This is a genomic window from Streptomyces sp. NPDC058469 (genome assembly GCF_042721125.1).
Taxonomy (GTDB): Bacteria; Actinomycetota; Actinomycetes; order Streptomycetales; family Streptomycetaceae; genus Streptomyces.
Window position 1 is genome coordinate 104560 of sequence record NZ_JBHXME010000006.1, and the last position, 20094, is coordinate 124653.

The following is a 20094-nucleotide window of genomic DNA, read 5'->3' on the forward strand; positions in this document are numbered from 1 at the left end:
AAACGTAACTCAGCCGAGCGCTGATGCTGCCCCCTTGAACACCAATCCGGCCCCGAGAGCCACGACGACGAGTGCCGATCCCAGCGGCAAGGTCCTGCGGACCAGCACTGCCATGGGGCTGGTGGTCCAGCGGGGGCGCCGGTCCAGCACACGGTTCATTCCTGTACCCAGCTTGACGACGGCGAATCCGGCGGCTGTGAGGGTGAGGGCGAGCCCGACGCCGTACGCGACGACGAGCAGCAGCCCGAACCACGCCTGGCCCAGCGCGGCGGCCCCCACGAGGACGACCACGGCGGACGGACTCGGCACGAGCCCACCGGCGAAGCCGAGCAGGATCGTGCCGCGGACGGTCGGGGCGGTGGAGTGGGTGTGGGTGAAGCCGCCGTGCGTGTGTTCTACGGCGGAGTCGTGGTCGTGCGTGTGGTCGTGGGGGTGGGGGTGGGGGTGGTCATGGCCGTGGTCGTGAGTGTCGCCGTGATCGTGACTGTGCGCGTGCTCGTCGTCGTGGCTGTGCGGGTGCGGGTGGCCATCGGTGTGGGTGGACCCGGCATCGGCGTGTGCGGAGACCAGGACCAGCGAGCGCTCGGGGGCCTTGGCGGTCTCGTGCTGGTGATCGTGGGGGTGCGGGTGTGAAGGGGCTTGTGGGCGTGGGCGGTTGCGCCAGGCGCGGCGTACGAGGTTGGCGCCGGCGAAGAGGACCAGGACGCCGCTCGCGATGCCGAGCCAGGCGATCACCGAGGGGGTCGCGGCGGAGCCGGCCGTCACCAGGAGGCCCAGGGCGATCACGCCGAGGGTGTGGGTGACGGTGACCGAGGCGGCGAGGGGGAGGACGTCCTTGAGGCGGGCACGACCGCCCCGGGCGGCTGCCGTGGCCGCCATCAGGGTCTTGCCGTGACCGGGGGCGAGCGCGTGCATCGCGCCCAGGGCGACGGCGATGAGCAGGGAGAGGGCGGCGAAGCCGATCGTGAGGTGGTGGCGGGCCACCAGGTTGTTCAGGGCCTGCGTCCAGCGGTCGGCGCCACGCGGCAGCACGGAGGCGGCGGGCGGCTCCGACGCGGACTGGCCGTCGTCGGCGAGGGCCGGGCCGCCGGGACGGGCGTGCAGGGACGCGGTCGTGGTGTCGGCGGGGGAGGAGAGCAAGTCCTTGGGGTAGCTGGTGAGTTCGTGCGAGATCGACTTCTTCGCCACGTCGGACTTCGTGAGCGTCATCCGGTCGGCGCGCGCGGTGATCTCCCGCCAGCCCGGGCCGGTGGTCAGTCCCGCGCTGTGGAAGCCCAGGGTGACCGTGCTCCCCTTGGGCAGCGCGGCGGTCGAACCGCACTCCACCCGCAGGGTGTTGAGCCCGGCCTGCCCGGGTCGCAGGCGCGCGGTGCTGGTGCCGGGCGTGAGGGCGACCGTACGGCCGTCGACGGTGACCTCGCTGCCCTCGGCGGCCTTGTCGCACCGCTGCCGGGCCCACTCGGTCATGCCCAACTGCCTGATGTCCGGCTTGGCCTGGGTCGCCGGGATCTCGGCGAGGTCCTCGATGTGCGTGACGCGCAGTCGGCCGGGGGCGACGACGAGACCGTCGTAGCGGTTGACGGTGAAGTTGCCGAGGGGGTGCGCGCTCGCGGCGGCCGTGGGGACCAGCAGGAGCGCTCCGGCGGCCGTGAGGACGGCCGCGGCGGAGGCCAACAGACGGCGGACCGGCGTCACTTGGTCGCCTCCAACGCCTTACGGGCCTTGGCGGCGCCCAGGGGCGAGAAGCCCGGGTTCAGCTTCAGGGCCTTGGTCAGGTGGGCGCGGCCGTCCGCCTTGTGGCCCGTGGCGAGTTCGATCGTGCCGAGGTGATAGACGAACGAGGCGTTGTGGTAGCCGGTGGCCGTGGCCTGGCGGGCGTAGGGGAGGGCCTCCTTGTCGAGGCCGTTGACGTGCAGGGCCCAGGCGAGGGCGTCCGCGGTGTGCACGGTGTGGCGGCGGGCCCACTCGGCGCGGGCGGCCTTCAGGGCCGACTTGACGTCGCCGTGGTCGGCGGCGGCGAGCGCGGTGTCCAGGTCGGCGTTGACGCCGTTGGCACGGGCGAGGGCGATCCAGGCGTCGACGAGGGCGTACTGGTCGTCGGCCTTCGCCTTGTCGCCCTCGGCGCCCCGGCTCTCGTACAACTCGCCGAGTTCCACGAGGGGTTGGGGCAGCGGGTAGCGGGAGACGACCAGCTCCATGCCCTTGATGGCCTCGGCGCGGTCGCCCAGGGCGGCCTGGGCGCGGGCGCGGCCCTCCAGGGCGGGGAGGTAGTTCTCGTCGGCGGCGAGCGCACGGCCGTAGTCGTTCAGGGCGGTCTTGTAGTCGCCCTGGTTCCAGGCGAGTTGGCCGAGCGTTCCGGCCACGTACGAGATGTCACCGGGGGAGGTGGCGGCGGCGAGGGCCTGCTCCAGGACCTTGCGGGCCGTGGCCACGTCACCGCGCAGCTCGTGCACGTACGCGTACCGGGTGAAGACCGGAACGCCGGGCTTGCGGGCGTCGGCGAGGTCGGCGGCCTTCGACGCGTCGGCGTAGCGGCCGAGTTCGACGAGCGCGTCGATACGGGAGCACAGGGCGCGCTCGCTGTACGGGTTCTCCTTCAGCACCTGGTCCGCGTAGGTCAGGGCCTCCGCGAACTCGTGCCGGGCGGCGGCGAGTGCGGCACGGCCCTCAAGGGCGTTCTCGTTGCCGGGCGAGATCTTCGACGACCGCTGCAGGGCGGCCTGCGCCTGCGGGTACCGGGACGGGTCACCCTTCGTCCTGGCCTGCTCCACATACGCCAGCCCGAGCGTCGCCCACCCGTCGAAGTCCTTGGGCTGCGTCCTCAGATGGGCCTGCAGCGAGGCGATACTCGCGTCCAGGCTCCCACTGGCGAGCAACTCCGGCGACACGGCACTGGACGCGGCGGCGACCCCCGTGGCGCCACTGTTCTCGGCCGCCCCGATGGCAATGGCCCCGGCGGTCATCGCCACGGCCAACAGGGCGGCGCACCCGGCGAGTTGAACGGCCCGCCAGCGACGACCAGCGGCGGCCACTCGGCGCACGGCGGCGATGCGGTCGGCGTCGAGGTGGGGGATCGCGGGGGGTGTGTGGCTGTGCGGGGCGGCCGATCCATCGGCGTGGTCGTGGCCGTGGTCGTGGAGATGGTCATGGTCGTGGTCGTGACTGTGGGAGGGGGCCGGCTCATCGGCACTGCCGTGCACGGGAGTTGGGGCCCGGGCCGCGTCGTCGACACTGGGGGTCGGCTCGGGGGAATCGGCGGCGGTGGGACCTGGAACTTCACGGGCTTTGGCGTCGGCGTCGGTGTCGCCGGAGGCGTCGGTCGCCTCGGCACGGGCGTCGACCGCGGCCTCGGAGGCCTCGGTGCCTGAGTCCGCGTCCCGCTCACCCTCCGGCCCGGCGCCCACCTCCCCGTCGTCCTCGCCCCCCGAATCCTCCCCCTGCTCCCACAGCCGCTCCCACTCCCGCTCCGCCGCCGCAGGCACCGGCACCGGCGATTCGCCGGGCTCGGCCTCCGTCGGCTTGTTGTCGTTCTCGCGCGGGGCCATGCCGTTCCTCCATCGCCTGGGTGGATCAGTGGTTCCGTGGATCGGTGGACACGTGGGGATACGTGGGTCAAGTGCCGTACTGCTCAAGGAAGTCGCGACACGGGGTGGCGCGGCCCGCACCGTGGGGGAAGTGCTGTGCGGGCCGCGCCAGTCAGGGGGATCAGTACGGGCGGTGGGTCATCCGGCGGCGCCACCACGCGAAGGCCGCGCCGATCAGCAGGACTCCGGCCACACCCGAGGCCGCCGACGCGACGATCAGCATCATGTTGTCGCTGCCGGAGGACGAACCCGTCGGCTGCAACGCGTCGCCCAGCTGGTTCTTGACGTCGCTGCCGCTGGTCGTGCCCTTGGCGAGCGGGCCGCGTGAACCCGTGGTCGGCTCGGCGACGTACGGGAAGTACTTCTCGAAGCCCTTGTCGTTCTTGTCGACCGCGTCACCCAGGTCGTTCTTGGAACCGACCAGTTCACCCTCCATGACCTGGAGCGCGGAGTCGATCACGTCGTCGGTGAGCCGACGCCCGTTCGGGAAGCCCGCGTTGTCGCCGTCCAGGACACCGAGGCGCTTGGGGTGCGCGGCCGGCTTGATCGAGGTGTTGAGTCGCAGCATCTCCGACGGAGTCGCGTACGGCTGCTCCGTGTTGAGGCCCTTGACGCCCGTGAGGAACACGCTGACGAGGTCGTTGCGCGGCTCGCTCGGCGCCTTGATCTTGTAGATCGACTCGATGAGCTTCGGGATCTCGGGCTCGGTCACGTTCTTCAGGAACTGCGCGTCGTCCTTGGGCTCGGACGCGTTGAACTTGTCCTTGTCCTTCTGCGGGTTGACGACCTCGTTGACCAACGGGTTGCCCAGCCGCGAGACCTGCGAGTAGTAGCCCTTCGCGTTCTTGCGCTGGGTCGTCGAGTAGATGCCGACGGTCGGACGGCTCGCCGACTGCCGGATCAGGTCATTCGGCACCTGGAGGGCGATCGTGTTGACGTTGTAGCCCTTGAGGGTGTCGTTGCCGACCTCGCTGAGGTTCCCGCCGTAGAGCAGGTCGAAGACGCGCAGGTCCGCGAAGAACGGGTCGTCGGCCTGGCCCGCGAAGGTGGCGCCGCCGTTCGTCGTCTTGTAGATCGCCTGCGAGCGCAGCTTGGCGTAGTCCGGCATCGACGCGTCGCCGACGTCCGACGGAGCCGCCGGGATGTCGTCGGCGATCTTCGTCTTGCGGACCTCCTTGCCCTTCTTCAGCTTGATGAGCTCGACGTCGTACGACTGCGTGATGTTGAGGTCGGGGTCGGTGAGGCTGGTGACCGGACCCGTGTTGTACAGGAACGTCTTCTTGTTCTTGATCTGCGTGCTGAAGGTGTAGCGGAAGATGAAGTCGTCCAGCGCGTCACCGTTGTTGTCGATGTGCACGTCGTACTGGGCGTCGTCCGCGAACTGGTAGAAGTTCGGGCCGCCGGCGGGCTCCTCGAACGGGATCCAGTTCGCCACGATCGTCGTGGTGTCCGGCTTGTCCGGACTGACGAACGCGTACAGGTCCGTGTTGTCGTACTGGGGAGTTCCCGAGATGAGGGGGGCCTCACGGTGGGAGGAGGCCGAGGCCACTCCCGGTTCCAGCGCGGCCGTACCGGCGGCTGCGAGCCCCCCGGTGGCCAGCGCGCCGCATACGAGGGCCGCGAGCTTCCTGCGTCCCGCACCGCTCCTGGAGATAGGTGTCATGCCGTCCGTCCTCAGTGCCAACTTGCCTGACGCACGGGGATTCGGAGCAGGTGCCCGGGCGGATTGGTCAAACCTGAAAAGTTTTTTTGGCGCCTTCCAATCCGTCCCTTGACCCGCGTTTTGGGCGCGCTGATCCGTAACCCATCCGTAGAGGTGTTCGCTACGAACGCCTCGTGTGACGGGATGTGATGAGGGGATGGGCCGCGTGCGGTCGAAGAGTGGGGGACGGGTGGAGGCCGACGAGCTCCTGGTGCAGGTGGCGGCAGGGGATCAACGGGCCTTCGAGGAGCTGTACGGACTGGTGTCCGGGCCGGTGTTCGGGCTGGTGCGCCGCGTGGTGCGCGACCCGGCGCAGTCCGAGGAGGTGTCCCAGGAGGTGCTGCTGGAGATGTGGCGGTCCGCCGCCCGCTTCGACCCCGGCCGGGGCAGTGCCCTGTCCTGGGTCCTCACCCTCGCCCACCGCCGGGCCGTCGACCGGGTGCGCAGCGCCCGCGCGGCCGGTGAACGCGAGCAGCGTGAGGCCCGGCGCTCCCACCACCCCGCCTTCGACCAGGTGACCGAGGAGGTCGAGGCCGGGCTGGAGCGCCAGTTGGTGCGCCGCTGCCTGGACCGCCTCACCGCCCTGCAACGGCAGTCCGTCACCCTCGCCTATTACGACGGCTATACGTACCGTGAAGTGGCCGAGCGGCTCTCGCTGCCGCTGGGCACGGTCAAGACCCGCATGCGTGACGGACTCACCCGGCTGCGCGACTGCCTGGGAGGTGTCGCATGAGCATCCTCGCCCGACTGTTCCGCCGGGGGGATCTCCACTCGCTCGCCGCCCCCTACGCCCTCGACGCCCTCGAACCCGATGAGCGCCGCCAGTTCGAGAAGCACCTCAGGAACTGCGACCGCTGCGCCGAGGAGGTCCGCGCGCTGACCGAGGACGCGGTCCGCCTCGCCTGGTCCACGGCCGCCCAGCCGCCGTTCGCCATGCGCGACCGGGTGCTGGCCGCCGTACGGGCGACTCCGCAGGAACCCGGACCGTTGCGCGAGCACGCGAGGGAGCAGCGGGAGCAGACGCGGGAGTACACGCCCCGGCTGCCGGCCCATGTGTGGGGCACACAGCCGCAGGCGTCGCGCGCCCGCGCACCCCAACGGCGCCCGTTCTTCGTGCCGTTCGCCACCGTGACGGCCGCCGCCGCGCTCGTCGTGGCCTCGCTGTTCGCCGTGCAGGCGAACCAGACGCAGGACAAACTGAACGCCGAGCAGGCGCAGGCACGTGACATCGCCCACGTTCTCGCAGCTCCCGACGCCCGGGCGACCACCGGCGCGGACACCGCGGGCCGGAGCATCGGCGTGATCGCCTCCGCGTCGGAGGGGCGCGCGGTCGTCACCCTGAACGGGTACGGCGCGCTGCCGAGCGGGCGCGTGCGTCAACTGTGGCTGATGCGCCCCGATGTGCAACCGCGCTCCCTCGGGCTTTTCAAGGACGACACGCCCTTGGTCACCACCGGACTCGACAAGTCCGCAACATCACTCGCAGTGACCGTGGAGCCCGGCGGAGGCTCAGCACAGCCCACAACTCAGCCAGTTGTCCAACTCGCCCTGAAATCGGTTGGATTCGGAGAGTAATCAAAGGGGCTTCGTCAACACCCTTACAGGGAAGGTGAATCCTGTGACCGCGATACACGAGTGCTCGGTTGGGGCGATAGGGTTACCCTGCCCGGGCCGGGTGGACTCGTACGGGTGGGGAGTGACATGGAACAGATAGTGCGCAGCAGGGCAAGGGTCCCTGCGATCACGTGCGGGAGCAGCGCGACCAGTTCGCGCCTCGACCGCCATCTCTCGGTGCTGGGCGGCCCTGCCGTTCCGCAACGCGAGACGGCGGAGGCGACCTTGCTGATGCGCGAGCTGACATCGCGTGACACCACGCAGGAACGCAGCGCCAGGGGTACGCGAGTGAGTCGAGTCAAGCTCTTCGCGCCACTGCGCAGGCTGCGCCGTTCGCTGTTCGGCGGGCGCTGAGCAACTCCTCGGCGTCCCCGGGGAGTTCCCGGGGGCCCGCGCTCAGGCGGCCACACCGTCCCGGCGCAGTGCTGCGATCTCTACGTCCGCCATCCCCACGGCACGCAGCAGCGCCACGGTGTGTTCCCCGAGCGCGGGCACGTCGCCCATCCGCGCCTCGCCCCCGCCCGGCAAGGTGATCGGCGGCAGCAGCGCCCGCAGCGGCCCGACCGGCGTACCCACTTCCCGCCACCGCTCCCGGGCCGCCAACTGCGGGTGCTCCGCCAGCTGTTGTACGTCCCTGAGCCGCGCGCAGGCCACACCCGCGCGCTCCAGCAGCACCACGGCCTCGTCGGCAGCCAGCCCACCCAGCGCCTCACCGACGAGGGCGTCCGTGCGTTCCCGGTTCACGACTCGGGCGGGGTTGGTGGCGAAGTCGGGGTCTGTCCCCAACTCCGGCCGCTGAATGACCTGTTCGGCCAGCCGCCGCCACTCCCGGTCGTTCTGCACCGACAGCAGCACCCGCCCGCCGTCCGCCGTCGGATAGGCGTCGTACGGGGCGATGACGGCGTGCGCAAGGCCCGTGCGCGCCGGGGGAGTTCCGCCGTGCATCGCGTGGTGCAGCGGATGCCCCATCCTCCCCCACTGCCTTAAAGGCGTGGGGGGACCCCCACCGCGAGAGCGTCCAGCATCGACACCTCGACGGGCCCACCGCGCCCGGTCGCACCCCGGCGCACGAGCGCGGCGAGCACACCTGAGAAGGCGTACATGGCCGCCGCGATGTCGGCGGCCGGAATACCCGCCTTCACCGGCTGCTCCGGCGTCCCGGTCACCGACACCAGCCCCGCATCGCACTGCACGAGCATGTCGTAGGCCCGCTTGTCGGCGTACGGCCCCGACGCCCCGTACCCGGAGATGTCCACGGCGACCAGCCGCGGATGCGCCGCACACAGCGTGGCCGCGTCGAGCCCGAGCCGGGCGGCGGCCCCGTGCGCGAGATTCTGTACGAACACGTCCGCGCCGGCGATCAGTTGGTGTACGACGTGGACCCCGCGCGGGTCCTTCAGATCGAGGGCGATCGACTCCTTCCCCCGGTTGCACCACACGAAGTGCGAGGCCAGACCACCGGCCGCGGTGTCGTAACCACGCGCGAAGTCACCTCCGTCGATCCGCTCGACCTTGATCACCCGGGCACCGAGATCGGCGAGCTGCCGGGTCGCGAAGGGCGCGGCGACGGCTTGTTCGACGGCGACGACGGTGATGCCGTCCAGGGGGAGGGGAAGCGGGTTCATGCCGGGGATCATGTCCCGTTGCTGACACCTTTGTCATGCGTGAAGCATGATTCATATGGCCGATGCACCGATCGGCCGGTGCATCCATCCTCGCCGCCGGAGGTACGCGTGTGTGACCCGCACGATCAGCACGAACACGAGACGACGACCGCCACCGACCCGGTGATGGCGGCCTCCGCCCACGTCACCGCGCCCACCTACGTCCCGCCCACGGGCCTCGCCCTGGACAGCCCCGCCAAGACGACCGCACTGGACTGGATAGGGGAGCACACGGACCGGATCACCGGCCTCAACGCCGAGATCTGGGAGCACGCCGAACTCAGCCTCCGCGAGTGGAAGTCCTCCCTCGCCGAGGCCGCCTTCCTCGAACAGGCGGGATTCCAGGTCGAGTTCGGCACAGCCGGCTTCCCCACCGCCTTCACCGCGACCTTCTCCCACGGCACCGGTGGCCCGGTCCTCGGCTTCAGCGGCGAGTACGACGCGCTGCCCGGCCTCTCCCAGCGCAGCGGCGTCGGCCACCACGACCCGCGCGAGTACGTCCACGATCCCTTCGCGCCGGGCTACGGCCCCGGCCACGGCTGCGGCCACTGCGCCCTCGGTACGGCGGCGGCAGCGGCTGCGGCGGCCGTGGCGCAAGCAGCACAACGACATCAACTCCCTGTCACCGTAAGGTTCTTCGGCTCGACCGCCGAGGAGAACCTGATCGGCAAGACATACGCGGTCAGCCAGGGCGTCTACGACGGCCTCGACGCCTTCCTCGACTGGCACCCCTCGACCTCCAACGCCACCGGCTGGGGCACCAGCACCGCGATGACGGCGGTGACCTTCACCTTCCTGGGCGTGGCCGGGCACGGCGGCCATCCCCTCGGCAACAAGAGCGCGTTGGACGCCGCCGTGATGATGGCGACCCTCTCCGAGTTCCTGCGCGAGGAGAACGTGGCGCCGAGCGGACGCCTCCACTGGGTGATCAACAACGGCGGTGACATCCCGAACGTCACCCCCGAGATCGCGGAGATCAGCTACTACGTCCGCGAGGGCAGCCCCGCCCGCGTCCAGGTCCTCCTCGACAAGGTGATCGCGGTCTCCGAGGCGGCGGCGAAGGCTTCACAGACGTCGGTACGGCACCGCATCACCGCCGCCTGCTGGAACCAACTCCCCTCCAGGGCCTTCGCGGAGCTGATGTACGACAACATGCGACAGCTCGGCCCGCCCGAATTCACCGAGGAGGCACAGCGGTTGGCGCGGGACCTGCAGGAGTCGCTCGGGCTGCCGCAGAAGGGCCTGCACGCAGAGATCGCCGAACTCGCGCCGCCCAACCCGGTGTTCCTGGGCGGCGGCTCGACGGACGTCGCCGACATCAGCTGGAACGTGCCGACCGTCTCCATGGGCGCCGCCCTCGCCCCGATCGGCGGCAAGCTGCACACCTGGGCCCTCACGGCCTGCGCGGCGTCGGCACCCGGCCGGGCGACCGTCATCGCCGCCGCCCGGTATCTCGCGGCGACGGCGACCGACCTCCTCACCCAGCCGGAACGGCTCAGGGCGATCAAGGACGAGTTCAAGGAACGCACGGAAGGCGTCGCATGGCGGACCGTCCTGCCCGACGGCTACGAACCGCCCATGTACGAACCCCCGGAGTGGTTCCTGGAGGAGACCGGCCAGACCTGGCCGCCGGACAACATCACCTGGCCGCCCCAACGAGTGGTCTCTCAGGAGAAGTTCTCGTCCCTGGGTCCCGAACTGCCGCTTCAGCAGTAGCGGTTCACCGCTCTCCGTGCGCGTACCGGCGTACGGCGAGCGGCGCGAACACGGCGATCAGCGCGGCGCACCAGGCCAGCGACCCGGCGATCGGATGGGCCACCGGCCAGGCGGCGCCGTCGGGAATGGGGGAGTTGCCGAACAGGTACCGCAGGGCCGTCGTCACCGCGCTGATCGGGTTCCACTCGGCCAGGGTGCGCAGCCAGCCCGGCAGCCGGTCGGTCGGGATGTACGCGTTGGACAGCAGCGGCAGCATGAAGGTCGCGCTGCCGAGCTGACCGGCGGCCTCCTCGCTGCGGGAGGCGAGCCCGAGCAGGATGCCGACCCAGGCACAGGCGAACCGGAACAGCAGCAACAGGCCCACGGCAGCGGCGGCTTGGAGCGCCGACCCCTCGATCCGCCAGCCCACCGCGAGGCCGACCAGCAGGAACGGGACGGTGCCGGCCGCCGTGACGACCAGGTCGGCGGTCGCCTGCCCGAGGGGTACCGCCGCCCTGCTCATCGGCAGGGTGCGGAAGCGGTCCGTCACGCCCCGGTGCGAGTCCTGGGCGGCCTGGAACATGCCCGTCATGATGCCGTTGGCGGCGGTCGCGACCAGCAGGCCGGGGACGAGGTAGGAGCGGTAGGCATCGCCCGGCATCGCGAGCGCGCTGCCGAAGACGTACCCGAAGAACAGCAGCATCGTGATCGGCATGGTCTGGGTGAGGATCGCCAGCGCCGGGTTGTTCCGCACCCGTCGCAACTGCCGGCCGAGCATCGCGGTGCCGTCGTACGCCAGCATGGTCATGCGGCACGCTCCTCGATGTCGGTGGGGGTGCCCGGTTCCGTGTCGGTGAGGCGGAGGAACACGTCGTCCAGGGTCGGCGGTCGCATGCTCGCGTCGAGCAACGGCACGCCCGCGGCGTCGAGTTCGCGGACGAGCCGGGGGAGCGTGAGTGTCGGATCGCCGGTGACCGCGCCGACGGCGTTGCGCTCGTGGTCGAACGACGGCTCGGCGCCGGTGAGTCGGTCGAGGACTCCGGCCGCCTTCGCGAGGGCGTCGGCGTGCGCGACGACGACCTCGGCGTACGTGCCGATGAGCGCCTTCAGCTGGGCCGGTGAACCGCTGTGCGCGACCCGCCCTTTGTCCACCAGGGCGATGTCGTCGGCGAGTTGGTCGGCCTCCTCCAGGTACTGCGTGGTCAGCAGCACGGTCGTACCCTCCCTCTTCAGGTCCCGTACGGCGTCCCAGATGCGGTTCCGGCTGGCCGGGTCGAGGCCGGTCGTCGGTTCGTCGAGGAACAGCACGTCGGGGCGTCGTATGAGACTCGCCGCCAGGTCGAGGCGGCGGCGCATCCCGCCGGAGTAGGTGGACGCGGGCCGGTCGGCGGACTCGGTCAGGCCGAAGCGGTCCAGCAGCTCACCGGCCCGCTCCGCCGGACCGCGCACCCGGTGCAGCCGCGCGAACAGGCGCAGGTTCTGCCGGCCGGTGAGGTCGCCGTCGACCGACGCGTACTGCCCGGTCACGCCGATCCTGCGCCGTACGGCCGAAGCCTCCCGGACGAGATCGTGGCCGGCGATCCGCGCGGAGCCCGCGTCGGGGCGCAGCAGCGTGGTGAGCAGCCGTACGGCCGTGGTCTTGCCCGCGCCGTTGGGCCCGAGCACTCCGCAGACCGTGCCCTCGGCCACCGCCAGGTCCAGCCCGCGCACGGCGTGCACGGCGCCGAAGCGCTTCTCCAGACCTTCACTAAGTACAGCGTACGTAGTAGTCATGGGTCGACCATAGCGCACTACGTACGGTGTACGTAACTAGGATGGTGATCGAGGTGATGATCAATGGCGGACCGAGCGGCCGTACCCGAAGTGATCTGGGCGCGTCCCGAGCGTGCGGGGCGGGGGCCGAAGCCGGCGTACCGCCGCGCGGACATCGCGGCGGCGGCCGTGCGGATCGCCGACGGTGGGGGGCTGGACGCGGTGTCGATGCGGCATGTCGCGGCCGAGCTGGGGTGCGGCACCATGTCGCTGTACAACTACGTCCCCCGCAAGGAGGACCTGTACGAGCTGATGGTTGACGCGGTCAGCGGCGAGCACGAGGAGTGGGAGCCGTCGGGGGACTGGCGCGCGGACATGTTGCGGATCGCTCATCAGACGCGGACGTTGATGCATCGTCATTCCTGGCTGCCTCGGCTGATGTCACCGGTGTACGGCTTCAGCCCCAACGCGCTGCGGTATCTGGAGCACTGCCTGGCCTGTCTGGACCCCGTCGACGCGACGTACGGCACGAAGATGCAGCTCGTCGGGCTGCTCAACGGGGTCGTGACGATGTACGTGACCAATGAGTTGGCGACCGCTGAGCGGTCTCGGTCGTTGCCGTGGTCCGAGGAGCAGGAGAACTCGGTGCGGATCGCGTACTTGGGGAGTCAGATCGCGGGTGGGGCGTATCCGCGGATGGCTGCGGCGTTCATGGAGGATCCGGGGCCCATTGACCTGGACGCGGTGTTCGACATGGCGTTGGGGAAGGTCCTGGACGCCTTCGATCCCGAGCGGGGTTAGAGCAGCGCGAACTGGCCCTCCGGGCCCTCTTCGTGGTGGTCCAGGACCGACGCGGGGTGACGCGTCCACTCCGGTGCCGGGAGGACGCCCGCCTTGCGCAGCTCCGTTGCCGTGATCCGGTCCGTCACCTCCAACTCCTCCTGCTGTGGGCGCAGTTCCGCGAGCAACGCCAACACCGTGATCAGCTCCAGCAGTTCCGACGTCCACGTCTGTTGCCAGGTCGACGGACGGATCGCCGCCAGGGTGCCCGGTTCCGCTTCTGCCGTACGGGAGTTGAACCATTGCTCCAGTACCCGCACTCCGCTCACCTCGAAGTCCCAGGACTCGGGCGGTACCGGGGAGATGCGGCCCTCGTCGAGGTGGAGGGTCTCCTCGTCGCGGTCGTAGTGGAGGGTGAGGGGGAGGGGTGGCAACGGGGCACGGACGTACGGGCGTCGGCCGCCGGGGAGTTTGGGACGGTCGCCGTTGCGGCGCATAAGCCAGAGGAGGCGGTGGCCCAACTCGACTCCGTGTGACCAGAGTTCGGGGTCACGGGTCAGGGGTACGGCCGGTCCTGGGCGGGCCGTCGCCACCGTCCAGGCCAGGACGTCCGCCGGGGCGGGGGAGTGGCCCAGGTGGGTGGCGAGGTGGTCCAGCAGGCCCGGGGCCAGGTTCGCCTCCTCGGCCGCGGGGCGGCGGTAGAGGGGGCGGACGCGGCCCGGACGGAGTTGGGGGAGGATCGTGGACGCGAGCAGGAGTGGGCCGGAGGTGCCGGGGACGGCCGGTGTCTCCACCACGAAGATCTGGCGCTCGTCCGCCACCCGCCACAACTCCGGTCGCGCCACGTCGATCAGCCGGTGGTCGGGGATCAGCCACTGCTCGTCGAAGGGGGCGTGCAGGACGCGGATCGGTTCCGGGCAGGGGCCCGTGGCGCGGATCAGCTTCTCTGTGCCGCTGGGCTGGCCCGGGAGTTGGGACACCGCCGAGTGCAGGGTGCGTGAGCGTGTCGGCTCGAACAGGGTTTCCCGGTCGGTGACTTCGGCCTTCACCAGGGCGTCCCAGCGGGCTTTCAGGGTTGCCGCGTCGGGTGCCGTCGGCCACCCCCGGCCGAGCCGGATCGGTGCGACGGACCACGGCATGAGGTCCGCGAGCAGCGGAGCGTCGTCGTGCGTCACGCCTGGCATCGTACGACCTGCTTACGACAGCCGGGCTGGGGGTCGCGCCCCTTAAGGGGCGCGGGGCTGCATTTGATATGCGGCCCCGCCGCGTGGGCGCGACCAGCCCCCACCGGCCCGCAGACGACGCACCTGCCATCCAGCGGAGCGTCTACGCGTCGAGGGTGACCGAGAAGGAGAAACGGTCGCCTCGGTAGTGGATGACAGCCACGTCCAGCACTCTGCCCTGTGCGTCGTAGGTGATGCCCGTGTAGTGCAGGATCGGGCTGAGCAGCGGGACTTGGAGGAGGCGCGCGGTCTCCGGGTCGGCGAGGCGGGCCTCCACGGTGTCCGTGATGCGGCTGATGTCCGCGCCGACGACGTCCCGCAGCACCTTGGTCATCGGCCAGCGGACCAGGTCGTCCAGGTCGAGGCGGGCGGCCAGCTCGGGACGGATGTGGTTGCGCGCGTGGTTCGTCGGCTCGCCGGTCTTCTCGTCGCTGCGCAGCCGGTGGTACGTCGCCACCTCGGCCAAGTCCGGGAAGTGCTCGGCGAGTTCGGTCGGCACGGACGCCTTGCCGTGGTCGAGGAGTTCGGTCGTCATACCGGACTGCTGGGCGACGATCGCGTCCACCGAGCCCAACAGCCGTACCGGGGTGGCCCGCTGGACGTCCGGCTCGATGAACGTGCCCCGGCGGCGGTGCCGGGTGATCAGACCCTCGTCCTCCAGCTCCTTCAGCGCCTGCCGCATGGTGAGCACGCTGACGCCGTAGTGCCCCGCGAGTTGCTCCTCCGTGGGCAGCCGCAACGGGTCCCGGGGCGAGCGGCCGAGTATCGAGGCGCGCAGCGACTGCGACACCTGGTACCAGAGCGGCAGCTTGCGGTTCAGGACGATCGAGTCCGGGGCGAAGGAGGTCACGGGGCCATCCGTACCGGTAGGGAGGGATCAGTGCAAGGGTCGTAAACCGGTGGGGAAGGGTTGGCGCGCGGGGCGTCGGTCGGCGGCGAGGGGTCAGTGCAAGGGGCGGAAGTGCCGCTGCAGGCCCTGCCACACGCCGTCGTAGCCCTGCTGGAGGTGGTCGGCGTGTGCCGCCTGGGCCGTCGCCGTCACCGGCCACCGGGTCTCGAACATGAACGCAAGGCCGTCGTCGATCTTCTGCGGTCGCAGCTCGGCGGCGCTCGCGCGGTCGAAGGTCTCCCGGTCCGGGCCGTGCGCCGACATCATGTTGTGCAGCGAGCCGCCGCCCGGCACGAACCCCTCGGCCTTCGCGTCGTAGGCGCCCTCGATGAGGCCCATGTACTCGCTCATCACGTTCCGGTGGAAGTACGGCGGCCGGAACGTGTCCTCGCCCACCAGCCAGCGCGGCGCGAAGACGACGAAGTCCACGCCGGCCACGCCCGGGGTGTCCGACGGGGACGTCAGCACGGTGAAGATCGACGGGTCGGGGTGGTCGTACGAGATGGAGCCGAGCACATTGAACCGACGCAGGTCATAGGCGTACGGCACATGGTTGCCGTGCCAGGCGACGACGTCGAGGGGTGAGTGGTCGTAGGTCGCGGTCCAGAGGTTGCCGCAGAACTTGTTCACCACCTCGACCGGGCCCTCGACGTCCTCGTACGCGGCGACCGGCGCCCGGAAGTCCCGTGCGTTGGCGAGGCCGTTGGCGCCGATCGGGCCGAGGTCGGGGAGTTGGAAGGGTGCCCCATAGTTCTCGCACACATATCCGCGGGCTGAGGCATCCAGCAGCTCCACACGGAAGCGCACCCCACGAGGGATCAACCCCACCTGTCCCGGCTCCACATGGAGGAGCCCGAACTCCGTGCGCAGCAGCAGCCCGCCGCGCTCCGGGACGATCAGCAGCTCGCCGTCCGCGTCGCTGAAGACACGGTCCATCGAGGCGTCGGCGTGGTAGAGGTGCACGGCCATGCCGGTGCGCTGGGTCGCGTCGCCGTTGCCGCCCAGGGTCCACAGGCCGGCCAGGAAGTCGGTGCCGGGCGCGGGGGCGGGCAGCGGGTTCCAGCGCAGGCGGTTCGGGTCGGGTGCCGTCTCCGTGAAGGGCGCCGTACGGACGCCGCCGTTGTCGGCGCGGGTGAACGCCGGGTGTGCGGCCGAGGGGCGGATGCGGTACAGCCACGAGCGCCGGTTGTGCGCCCTCGGCTCGGTGAACGCCGTACCGCTGAGCTGCTCGGCGTAGAGACCGAGCGGTGCGCGCTGCGGGGCGTTGCGGCCCTCGGGCAGGGCGCCCGGCACCGCCTCCGAGCTGTGTTCGTTGCCGAAACCGGTGAGGTGGGTCAGTCCCTCGGCGGTCTTGCGTACGTCCCCGCTCATGCCTGCTCCCTAGCCATCTGATTCCTATGTATCACCGTAGGATTGCGGTTTCGCGGGCGCAAGGGGACGGCAGGTGGTCGGCCGAAAATCCGACTCACGGAGACGAAGAACCAGCCTCCAGGGGGATCCGGCTGCCGGACCGGTGTTCTACTCTCCCCCGCATGTCGTGGTCGCGCGCAGTTCTCACCGCGCTCGCGGTCTGTGCCCTGCTGATGGCCGGATCGGCGGGCTGTGACTCCGGTGATGCCCAAGCGCGGAAGGGCGACCGGGTGTCGCCCTCACCGGTGGGCAAGGTGCTCGACAACACCGACGGGCAGGGCCGGCACTACCGCGAAGTGGACAAGAAGGGCGCGCCGGAGGTCGGTATCGAGGTGGAGCCCGACGCCGCCGACGACAGTTGGGACGTCACGCTGACCGTGCACGACTTCCGCTTCTCGCCCGCCGGCGTGAAGTCGCAGGCCGTCGCCGGTCGTGGCACGGTCCGCCTCCTGGTGGACGGCCGCACCGTCGCGCGCCTGCGCGTCCCCGAGTACCGCCTCGCCGCCGACCTCGTCCCGCACGGCACCCACCATGTCACCGCGCGCCTCTACGCCGACGACGGCACCGTGTGGGCCGTACACGGCAAACCCGTCGAGAGTACGGCGGACATCACGGCGTCGGGGGCACTGGCCACGCCCGATGGCGGCAAGGTGCCCCGTTCCGCACCGGCGCGGGAGCCGGGATGAGTGCTAGGGGCACTCATTCCGTACTGAGGTGCGAGCTTCACCTGGCCGCGGCGGAAAGGCATCATGAAGCCCGTGCCCCACACGACATCGCTCCGGCGTGCGCCCGTGCAGCGCCGCAGCGCCGAACGGCTGACGAGGATTCTCGACGCCTGCGCCGACCTGCTCGACGAGGTCGGCTACGACGCGCTGAGCACCCGGGCCGTGGCCCTGCGCGCCGGCGTCCCCATCGGCTCGGTCTACCGCTTCTTCGGGAACAAGCGCGCGATGGCCGACGCCCTCGCCCAGCGCAACCTGGAGCGCTACACGGAGCGGGTCACCGAGCGCCTCAAGGAGACCGGCGCGGAGGGCTGGCGGGCGGCGGTGGACGCCGTCCTGGACGAGTACCTCGCGATGAAGCGCACCGCGCCCGGCTTCTCCCTGGTCGACTTCGGCAACCAGATCCCCATCGGCTCGGGCCACGCCGAACCCAACCGCCGCGTCGCCGACCGCCTCACCGACCTCCTCTCCGGCTACCTCGCCCGCGAGCCCGACGAGGACCTCCGCCGGACCTTCCTGATCGCCGTGGAGACCGCAGACGCCCTTGTCCACCTGGCGTTCCGGGTCGCTCCGGAGGGTGACGAGAAGGTCATCGGGGAGACGCGGGAGCTGCTGCGGGCGTATCTGGCGCGGGTGCTGGACTGACCGGCGGCCCGACGTTCACGTTCCGCGGGTTTCCGACCTCACCTCCGGCACCCCCTCGCCACCAGCCATACCGCTCGGTATGCTCGCCGCCAAGAGGCAACGAAGCCCTGGAGGCCCCGTGTCCCGCACCGCCCCGCGTATCTGCCCCCTGTGCGAAGCCACCTGTGGGCTGACGCTCACCATCGAGGGCACCCGGGTGACCGGCGCCCGGGGTGATCGCGACGACGTGTTCAGCCGGGGGTTCATCTGCCCCAAGGGCGCCTCCTTCGGGGCCGTCGACAGTGACCCCGACCGCCTGCGCGGCCCCCTCGTGCGCCGGGACGGCGAGTTGCGCGAGGCCACCTGGGAGGAGGCGTTCGACGCGGTCGCCGCGGGCCTGCGCCCGGTCGTCGAGCGGTACGGCCCGCACGCCGTCGGCGTCGTCCTCGGCAATCCCAACGTGCACACGATGGCCGGCGCCCTCTACCCGACCGTCCTGCTCGGCGCCCTCGGTACCCGCAGCGTCTTCACCGCGTCCACGGTCGACCAGATGCCCAAGCACGTCTCCTGCGGTCTGCTCTACGGCGACGCCAACGCGATCCCGGTCCCGGACCTCGACCACACCGACCATCTGCTCCTCATCGGCGCCAACCCCCTTGAGTCCAACGGGAGTCTGTGCACCGCCCCCGACTTCCCCGGCAAGCTCAAGGCGCTCAAGGCCCGCGGCGGCACCCTCACCGTGATCGACCCGCGCCGCACCCGCACCGCCAAGCTCGCCGACCGGCACATCGCGGTCCGCCCGGGCGGCGACGCCCTGCTGCTCGCGGCGATGACGTACGTCCTCTTCGACGAACACCTCGTGGAACTGGGGGAGTTGGCCCCCCATGTGGAGGGCGTGGATGAACTCCGCGCGGCCGTACGGGACTTCACCCCGGAAGCCGTGACCGGCGCCTGTGACGTGGACGCCGACGAGATCCGTGCCCTCGCCCGCGAACTCGCCGCCACTCCAACTGCCGCCGTCTACGGCCGTATCGGCAGCTGCACCGTCCCGCACGGCACCCTGGCCAGCTGGCTCGTCGACGTCCTCAACATCCTCACCGGCAACCTCGACCGGCCCGGCGGTGCCCTCTTCCCGCAGGCCGCCACCGACCGGACACCCCGGCCCGCCGGACCCGGCCGCGGCTTCGCGCTCGGGCGCTGGCGATCCCGGGTGAGTCAATACCCGGAGGCGAAGGGCGAGTTGCCGCTCTCCGCGCTCGCCGAGGAGATCGACACCGCGACCGCCGAGGGCGAACCGATCCGCGCGCTCATCGCCGTCGCCGCCAACCCCGTGCTCTCCGCACCGGACGGCACCCGCCTCGACAAGGCCCTCGACTCGCTCGACTTCATGGTCAGCGTCGACCCGTACCTCAACGAGACCGCGCGCCACGCCGACGTGGTCCTGCCGCCGCCCCCGCCGTCCCAAAGCCCGCACCACGACTTCGCGTTCAACACCCTCGCCGTCCACAACCAGGTCCGCTACACCCGCCCCGCGATCCCGCTGGAGCCCGGCCGGATGGCCGAGACCGAGATCCTGGCCCGGCTGATCCTCGCCGCGACCGGCATGCACGGCGCCGACCCCGCCGCAGTAGACGCGATGGTCGTCGACCAGACCCTCGGCAAGGCCGTCAAGGATCCCAACTCGCCCGTCCACGGCCGCGATCCGCGCGAGGTCGCCGCACAACTCACCGGCGACACCGGCCCCGAACGACGGCTGGACATGATGCTGCGCCTGGGCCCCTATGGCGACGGTTTCGGCGTACGACCCGACGGGCTCACCCTCCAACAGCTCCTCGCGCATCCGCACGGCATCGACCTGGGCCCGCTCACCTCCCGTCTCCCGCAGCCGCTGAAGACGCGGAGCGGGAAGGTCGAACTGCTGCCGCAGCCGATCGTCGACGACCTGCCCCGACTCAGGCAGGCGATGAGCGACCGCGCCGAAGGGCTCGTGCTCGTCGGCCGCCGCCATCTGCGCTCCAACAACAGCTGGATGCACAACGTGCCCGCCCTCACCGGCGGTACCAACCGCTGCACCCTGCACATCCACCCCGAGGACGCCGAGCGCCTCGGCGTGGTCGATGGAGCGCCGGTCCGCGTCAAGGGCGCCGGGGGAGAGGTGACCGCCCCCGCCGAGATCACGGACGGCCTGCGGCGAGGCGTCGTGAGCCTTCCGCACGGCTGGGGCCACGACCGTCCCGGCACCCGGCTCAGCCATGCCGCCACCGATCCGGGCGTCAACGTGAACCAGCTGCTCGACGGCAGTCAGCTCGACCCGCTGTCGGGCAACGCGGTGCTCAACGGAGTGCCCGTGGAGGTCGCCGCGCTCACCGCACCGCTGTGACCTGGAATTTTGCGCTTATTGCTCGCACGTCAACATCTTGTTAACGCAGCTTTGC

At 70.9% G+C, this 20094-nt stretch carries 16 protein-coding genes and 1 pseudogene; 8 read left to right on the forward strand and 9 right to left on the reverse strand.

Going from position 1 to position 20094, the window contains the following annotated elements; translation table 11 throughout:
• Window positions 1-9: 9 nt before the first annotated feature.
• The 3 genes from ACFWP5_RS05890 to ACFWP5_RS05900 form a co-directional block, all read right to left on the reverse strand.
• Window positions 10-1695: a sulfite exporter TauE/SafE family protein gene (locus ACFWP5_RS05890; RefSeq protein ID WP_384150819.1), complete on the reverse strand. Its 1686-nt coding sequence runs from the start codon at window positions 1693-1695 to the stop codon at window positions 10-12.
• On the reverse strand, window positions 1692-3545 hold the full coding sequence (locus ACFWP5_RS05895) for a tetratricopeptide repeat protein (RefSeq protein ID WP_384150821.1): 1854 nt from the start codon (window positions 3543-3545) through the stop codon (window positions 1692-1694). The genes ACFWP5_RS05890 and ACFWP5_RS05895 overlap by 4 nt, the downstream gene beginning before the upstream one ends.
• Before the next feature lie 160 nt (window positions 3546-3705).
• Window positions 3706-5247 (reverse strand): DUF4331 domain-containing protein, encoded by a 1542-nt coding sequence (locus tag ACFWP5_RS05900; protein WP_384150824.1) that lies wholly within the window; start codon window positions 5245-5247, stop codon window positions 3706-3708.
• A gap of 229 nt (window positions 5248-5476) precedes the next feature.
• On the opposite strand from ACFWP5_RS05900, the gene ACFWP5_RS05905 reads away from it, so the two are divergent.
• The 3 genes from ACFWP5_RS05905 to ACFWP5_RS05915 all read left to right on the forward strand — a co-directional run bounded on the left by ACFWP5_RS05905 (window position 5477) and on the right by ACFWP5_RS05915 (window position 7254).
• Complete coding sequence (locus tag ACFWP5_RS05905) at window positions 5477-6019, forward strand: sigma-70 family RNA polymerase sigma factor (protein WP_019059221.1); 543 nt, start codon at window positions 5477-5479, stop codon at window positions 6017-6019.
• Window positions 6016-6861, forward strand: coding sequence for an anti-sigma factor domain-containing protein (locus tag ACFWP5_RS05910; protein WP_384150826.1), 846 nt, complete (start codon window positions 6016-6018; stop codon window positions 6859-6861). The genes ACFWP5_RS05905 and ACFWP5_RS05910 overlap by 4 nt, the downstream gene beginning before the upstream one ends.
• 126 nt (window positions 6862-6987) lie before the next feature.
• Window positions 6988-7254 carry a hypothetical protein gene (locus tag ACFWP5_RS05915; RefSeq protein ID WP_384150828.1) on the forward strand — a complete coding sequence of 89 codons (267 nt, stop codon included), beginning with the start codon at window positions 6988-6990 and terminating at the stop codon, window positions 7252-7254.
• Window positions 7255-7296: 42 nt separating this feature from the next.
• Here the strand turns inward: ACFWP5_RS05915 and ACFWP5_RS05920 are convergent.
• Window positions 7297-8525 (reverse strand): annotated as a pseudogene (locus ACFWP5_RS05920) (CaiB/BaiF CoA transferase family protein).
• Window positions 8526-8633: 108 nt separating this feature from the next.
• Between ACFWP5_RS05920 and ACFWP5_RS05925 the strand changes: the two are divergent.
• Window positions 8634-10280: an amidohydrolase gene (locus ACFWP5_RS05925; RefSeq protein WP_384150830.1), complete on the forward strand. Its 1647-nt coding sequence runs from the start codon at window positions 8634-8636 to the stop codon at window positions 10278-10280.
• Between the two features lie 4 nt (window positions 10281-10284).
• Here ACFWP5_RS05925 and ACFWP5_RS05930 read toward each other — a convergent pair whose 3' ends face one another.
• A complete protein-coding gene (locus ACFWP5_RS05930; protein ID WP_384150832.1) occupies window positions 10285-11067 on the reverse strand; it encodes an ABC transporter permease in 783 nt (260 codons plus the stop codon).
• Window positions 11064-12032: an ATP-binding cassette domain-containing protein gene (locus tag ACFWP5_RS05935; protein WP_384150834.1), complete on the reverse strand. Its 969-nt coding sequence runs from the start codon at window positions 12030-12032 to the stop codon at window positions 11064-11066. Before ACFWP5_RS05935 ends, ACFWP5_RS05930 begins: the two co-directional genes overlap by 4 nt.
• 63 nt (window positions 12033-12095) lie before the next feature.
• Here ACFWP5_RS05935 and ACFWP5_RS05940 point away from each other — a divergent pair, with 63 nt between their 5' ends.
• Window positions 12096-12812 carry a TetR/AcrR family transcriptional regulator gene (locus tag ACFWP5_RS05940; protein ID WP_384150837.1) on the forward strand — a complete coding sequence of 239 codons (717 nt, stop codon included), beginning with the start codon at window positions 12096-12098 and terminating at the stop codon, window positions 12810-12812.
• Here ACFWP5_RS05940 and ACFWP5_RS05945 read toward each other — a convergent pair.
• The 3 genes from ACFWP5_RS05945 to hmgA form a co-directional block, all read right to left on the reverse strand.
• A complete protein-coding gene (locus ACFWP5_RS05945; RefSeq protein WP_384150840.1) occupies window positions 12809-13975 on the reverse strand; it encodes a type ISP restriction/modification enzyme in 1167 nt (388 codons plus the stop codon). The genes ACFWP5_RS05940 and ACFWP5_RS05945 overlap by 4 nt on opposite strands.
• A 142-nt stretch (window positions 13976-14117) precedes the next feature.
• Window positions 14118-14864 (reverse strand): GntR family transcriptional regulator, encoded by a 747-nt coding sequence (locus ACFWP5_RS05950; RefSeq protein WP_384150843.1) that lies wholly within the window; start codon window positions 14862-14864, stop codon window positions 14118-14120.
• Between the two features lie 93 nt (window positions 14865-14957).
• Window positions 14958-16274: a homogentisate 1,2-dioxygenase gene (gene hmgA / locus ACFWP5_RS05955; protein WP_384150845.1), complete on the reverse strand. Its 1317-nt coding sequence runs from the start codon at window positions 16272-16274 to the stop codon at window positions 14958-14960.
• Window positions 16275-16435: 161 nt separating this feature from the next.
• On the opposite strand from hmgA, the gene ACFWP5_RS05960 reads away from it, so the two are divergent.
• From ACFWP5_RS05960 to ACFWP5_RS05970, 3 genes are all read left to right on the forward strand, one after another.
• Window positions 16436-16999: a hypothetical protein gene (locus ACFWP5_RS05960; protein ID WP_384150848.1), complete on the forward strand. Its 564-nt coding sequence runs from the start codon at window positions 16436-16438 to the stop codon at window positions 16997-16999.
• A 63-nt stretch (window positions 17000-17062) separates the two neighbouring features.
• Window positions 17063-17680, forward strand: a complete 618-nt coding sequence (locus tag ACFWP5_RS05965; RefSeq protein WP_384150851.1) for a TetR family transcriptional regulator — start codon at window positions 17063-17065, stop codon at window positions 17678-17680.
• Window positions 17681-17798: 118 nt separating this feature from the next.
• Entirely contained in the window at window positions 17799-20039 is a 2241-nt protein-coding gene (locus ACFWP5_RS05970; RefSeq protein ID WP_384150853.1) for a molybdopterin oxidoreductase family protein, read from the forward strand.
• Window positions 20040-20094: the final 55 nt, after the last annotated feature.

What these genes read in the sequence shown, in the direction of transcription:
- ACFWP5_RS05895 (WP_384150821.1), bottom strand. Translation starts at nt 3,545, where the DNA reads ATGGCCCCGCGCGAGAACGACAACAAGCCGACGGAGGCCGAGCCCGGC.
- ACFWP5_RS05900 (WP_384150824.1), bottom strand. Translation starts at nt 5,247, where the DNA reads ATGACACCTATCTCCAGGAGCGGTGCGGGACGCAGGAAGCTCGCGGCC.
- ACFWP5_RS05910 (WP_384150826.1), top strand. Translation starts at nt 6,016, where the DNA reads ATGAGCATCCTCGCCCGACTGTTCCGCCGGGGGGATCTCCACTCGCTC.
- ACFWP5_RS05915 (WP_384150828.1), top strand. Translation starts at nt 6,988, where the DNA reads ATGGAACAGATAGTGCGCAGCAGGGCAAGGGTCCCTGCGATCACGTGC.
- ACFWP5_RS05930 (WP_384150832.1), bottom strand. Translation starts at nt 11,067, where the DNA reads ATGACCATGCTGGCGTACGACGGCACCGCGATGCTCGGCCGGCAGTTG.
- ACFWP5_RS05935 (WP_384150834.1), bottom strand. Translation starts at nt 12,032, where the DNA reads ATGACTACTACGTACGCTGTACTTAGTGAAGGTCTGGAGAAGCGCTTC.
- ACFWP5_RS05940 (WP_384150837.1), top strand. Translation starts at nt 12,096, where the DNA reads ATGGCGGACCGAGCGGCCGTACCCGAAGTGATCTGGGCGCGTCCCGAG.
- ACFWP5_RS05945 (WP_384150840.1), bottom strand. Translation starts at nt 13,975, where the DNA reads ATGCCAGGCGTGACGCACGACGACGCTCCGCTGCTCGCGGACCTCATG.
- hmgA (WP_384150845.1), bottom strand. Translation starts at nt 16,274, where the DNA reads ATGAGCGGGGACGTACGCAAGACCGCCGAGGGACTGACCCACCTCACC.
- ACFWP5_RS05960 (WP_384150848.1), top strand. Translation starts at nt 16,436, where the DNA reads ATGTCGTGGTCGCGCGCAGTTCTCACCGCGCTCGCGGTCTGTGCCCTG.
- ACFWP5_RS05965 (WP_384150851.1), top strand. Translation starts at nt 17,063, where the DNA reads ATGAAGCCCGTGCCCCACACGACATCGCTCCGGCGTGCGCCCGTGCAG.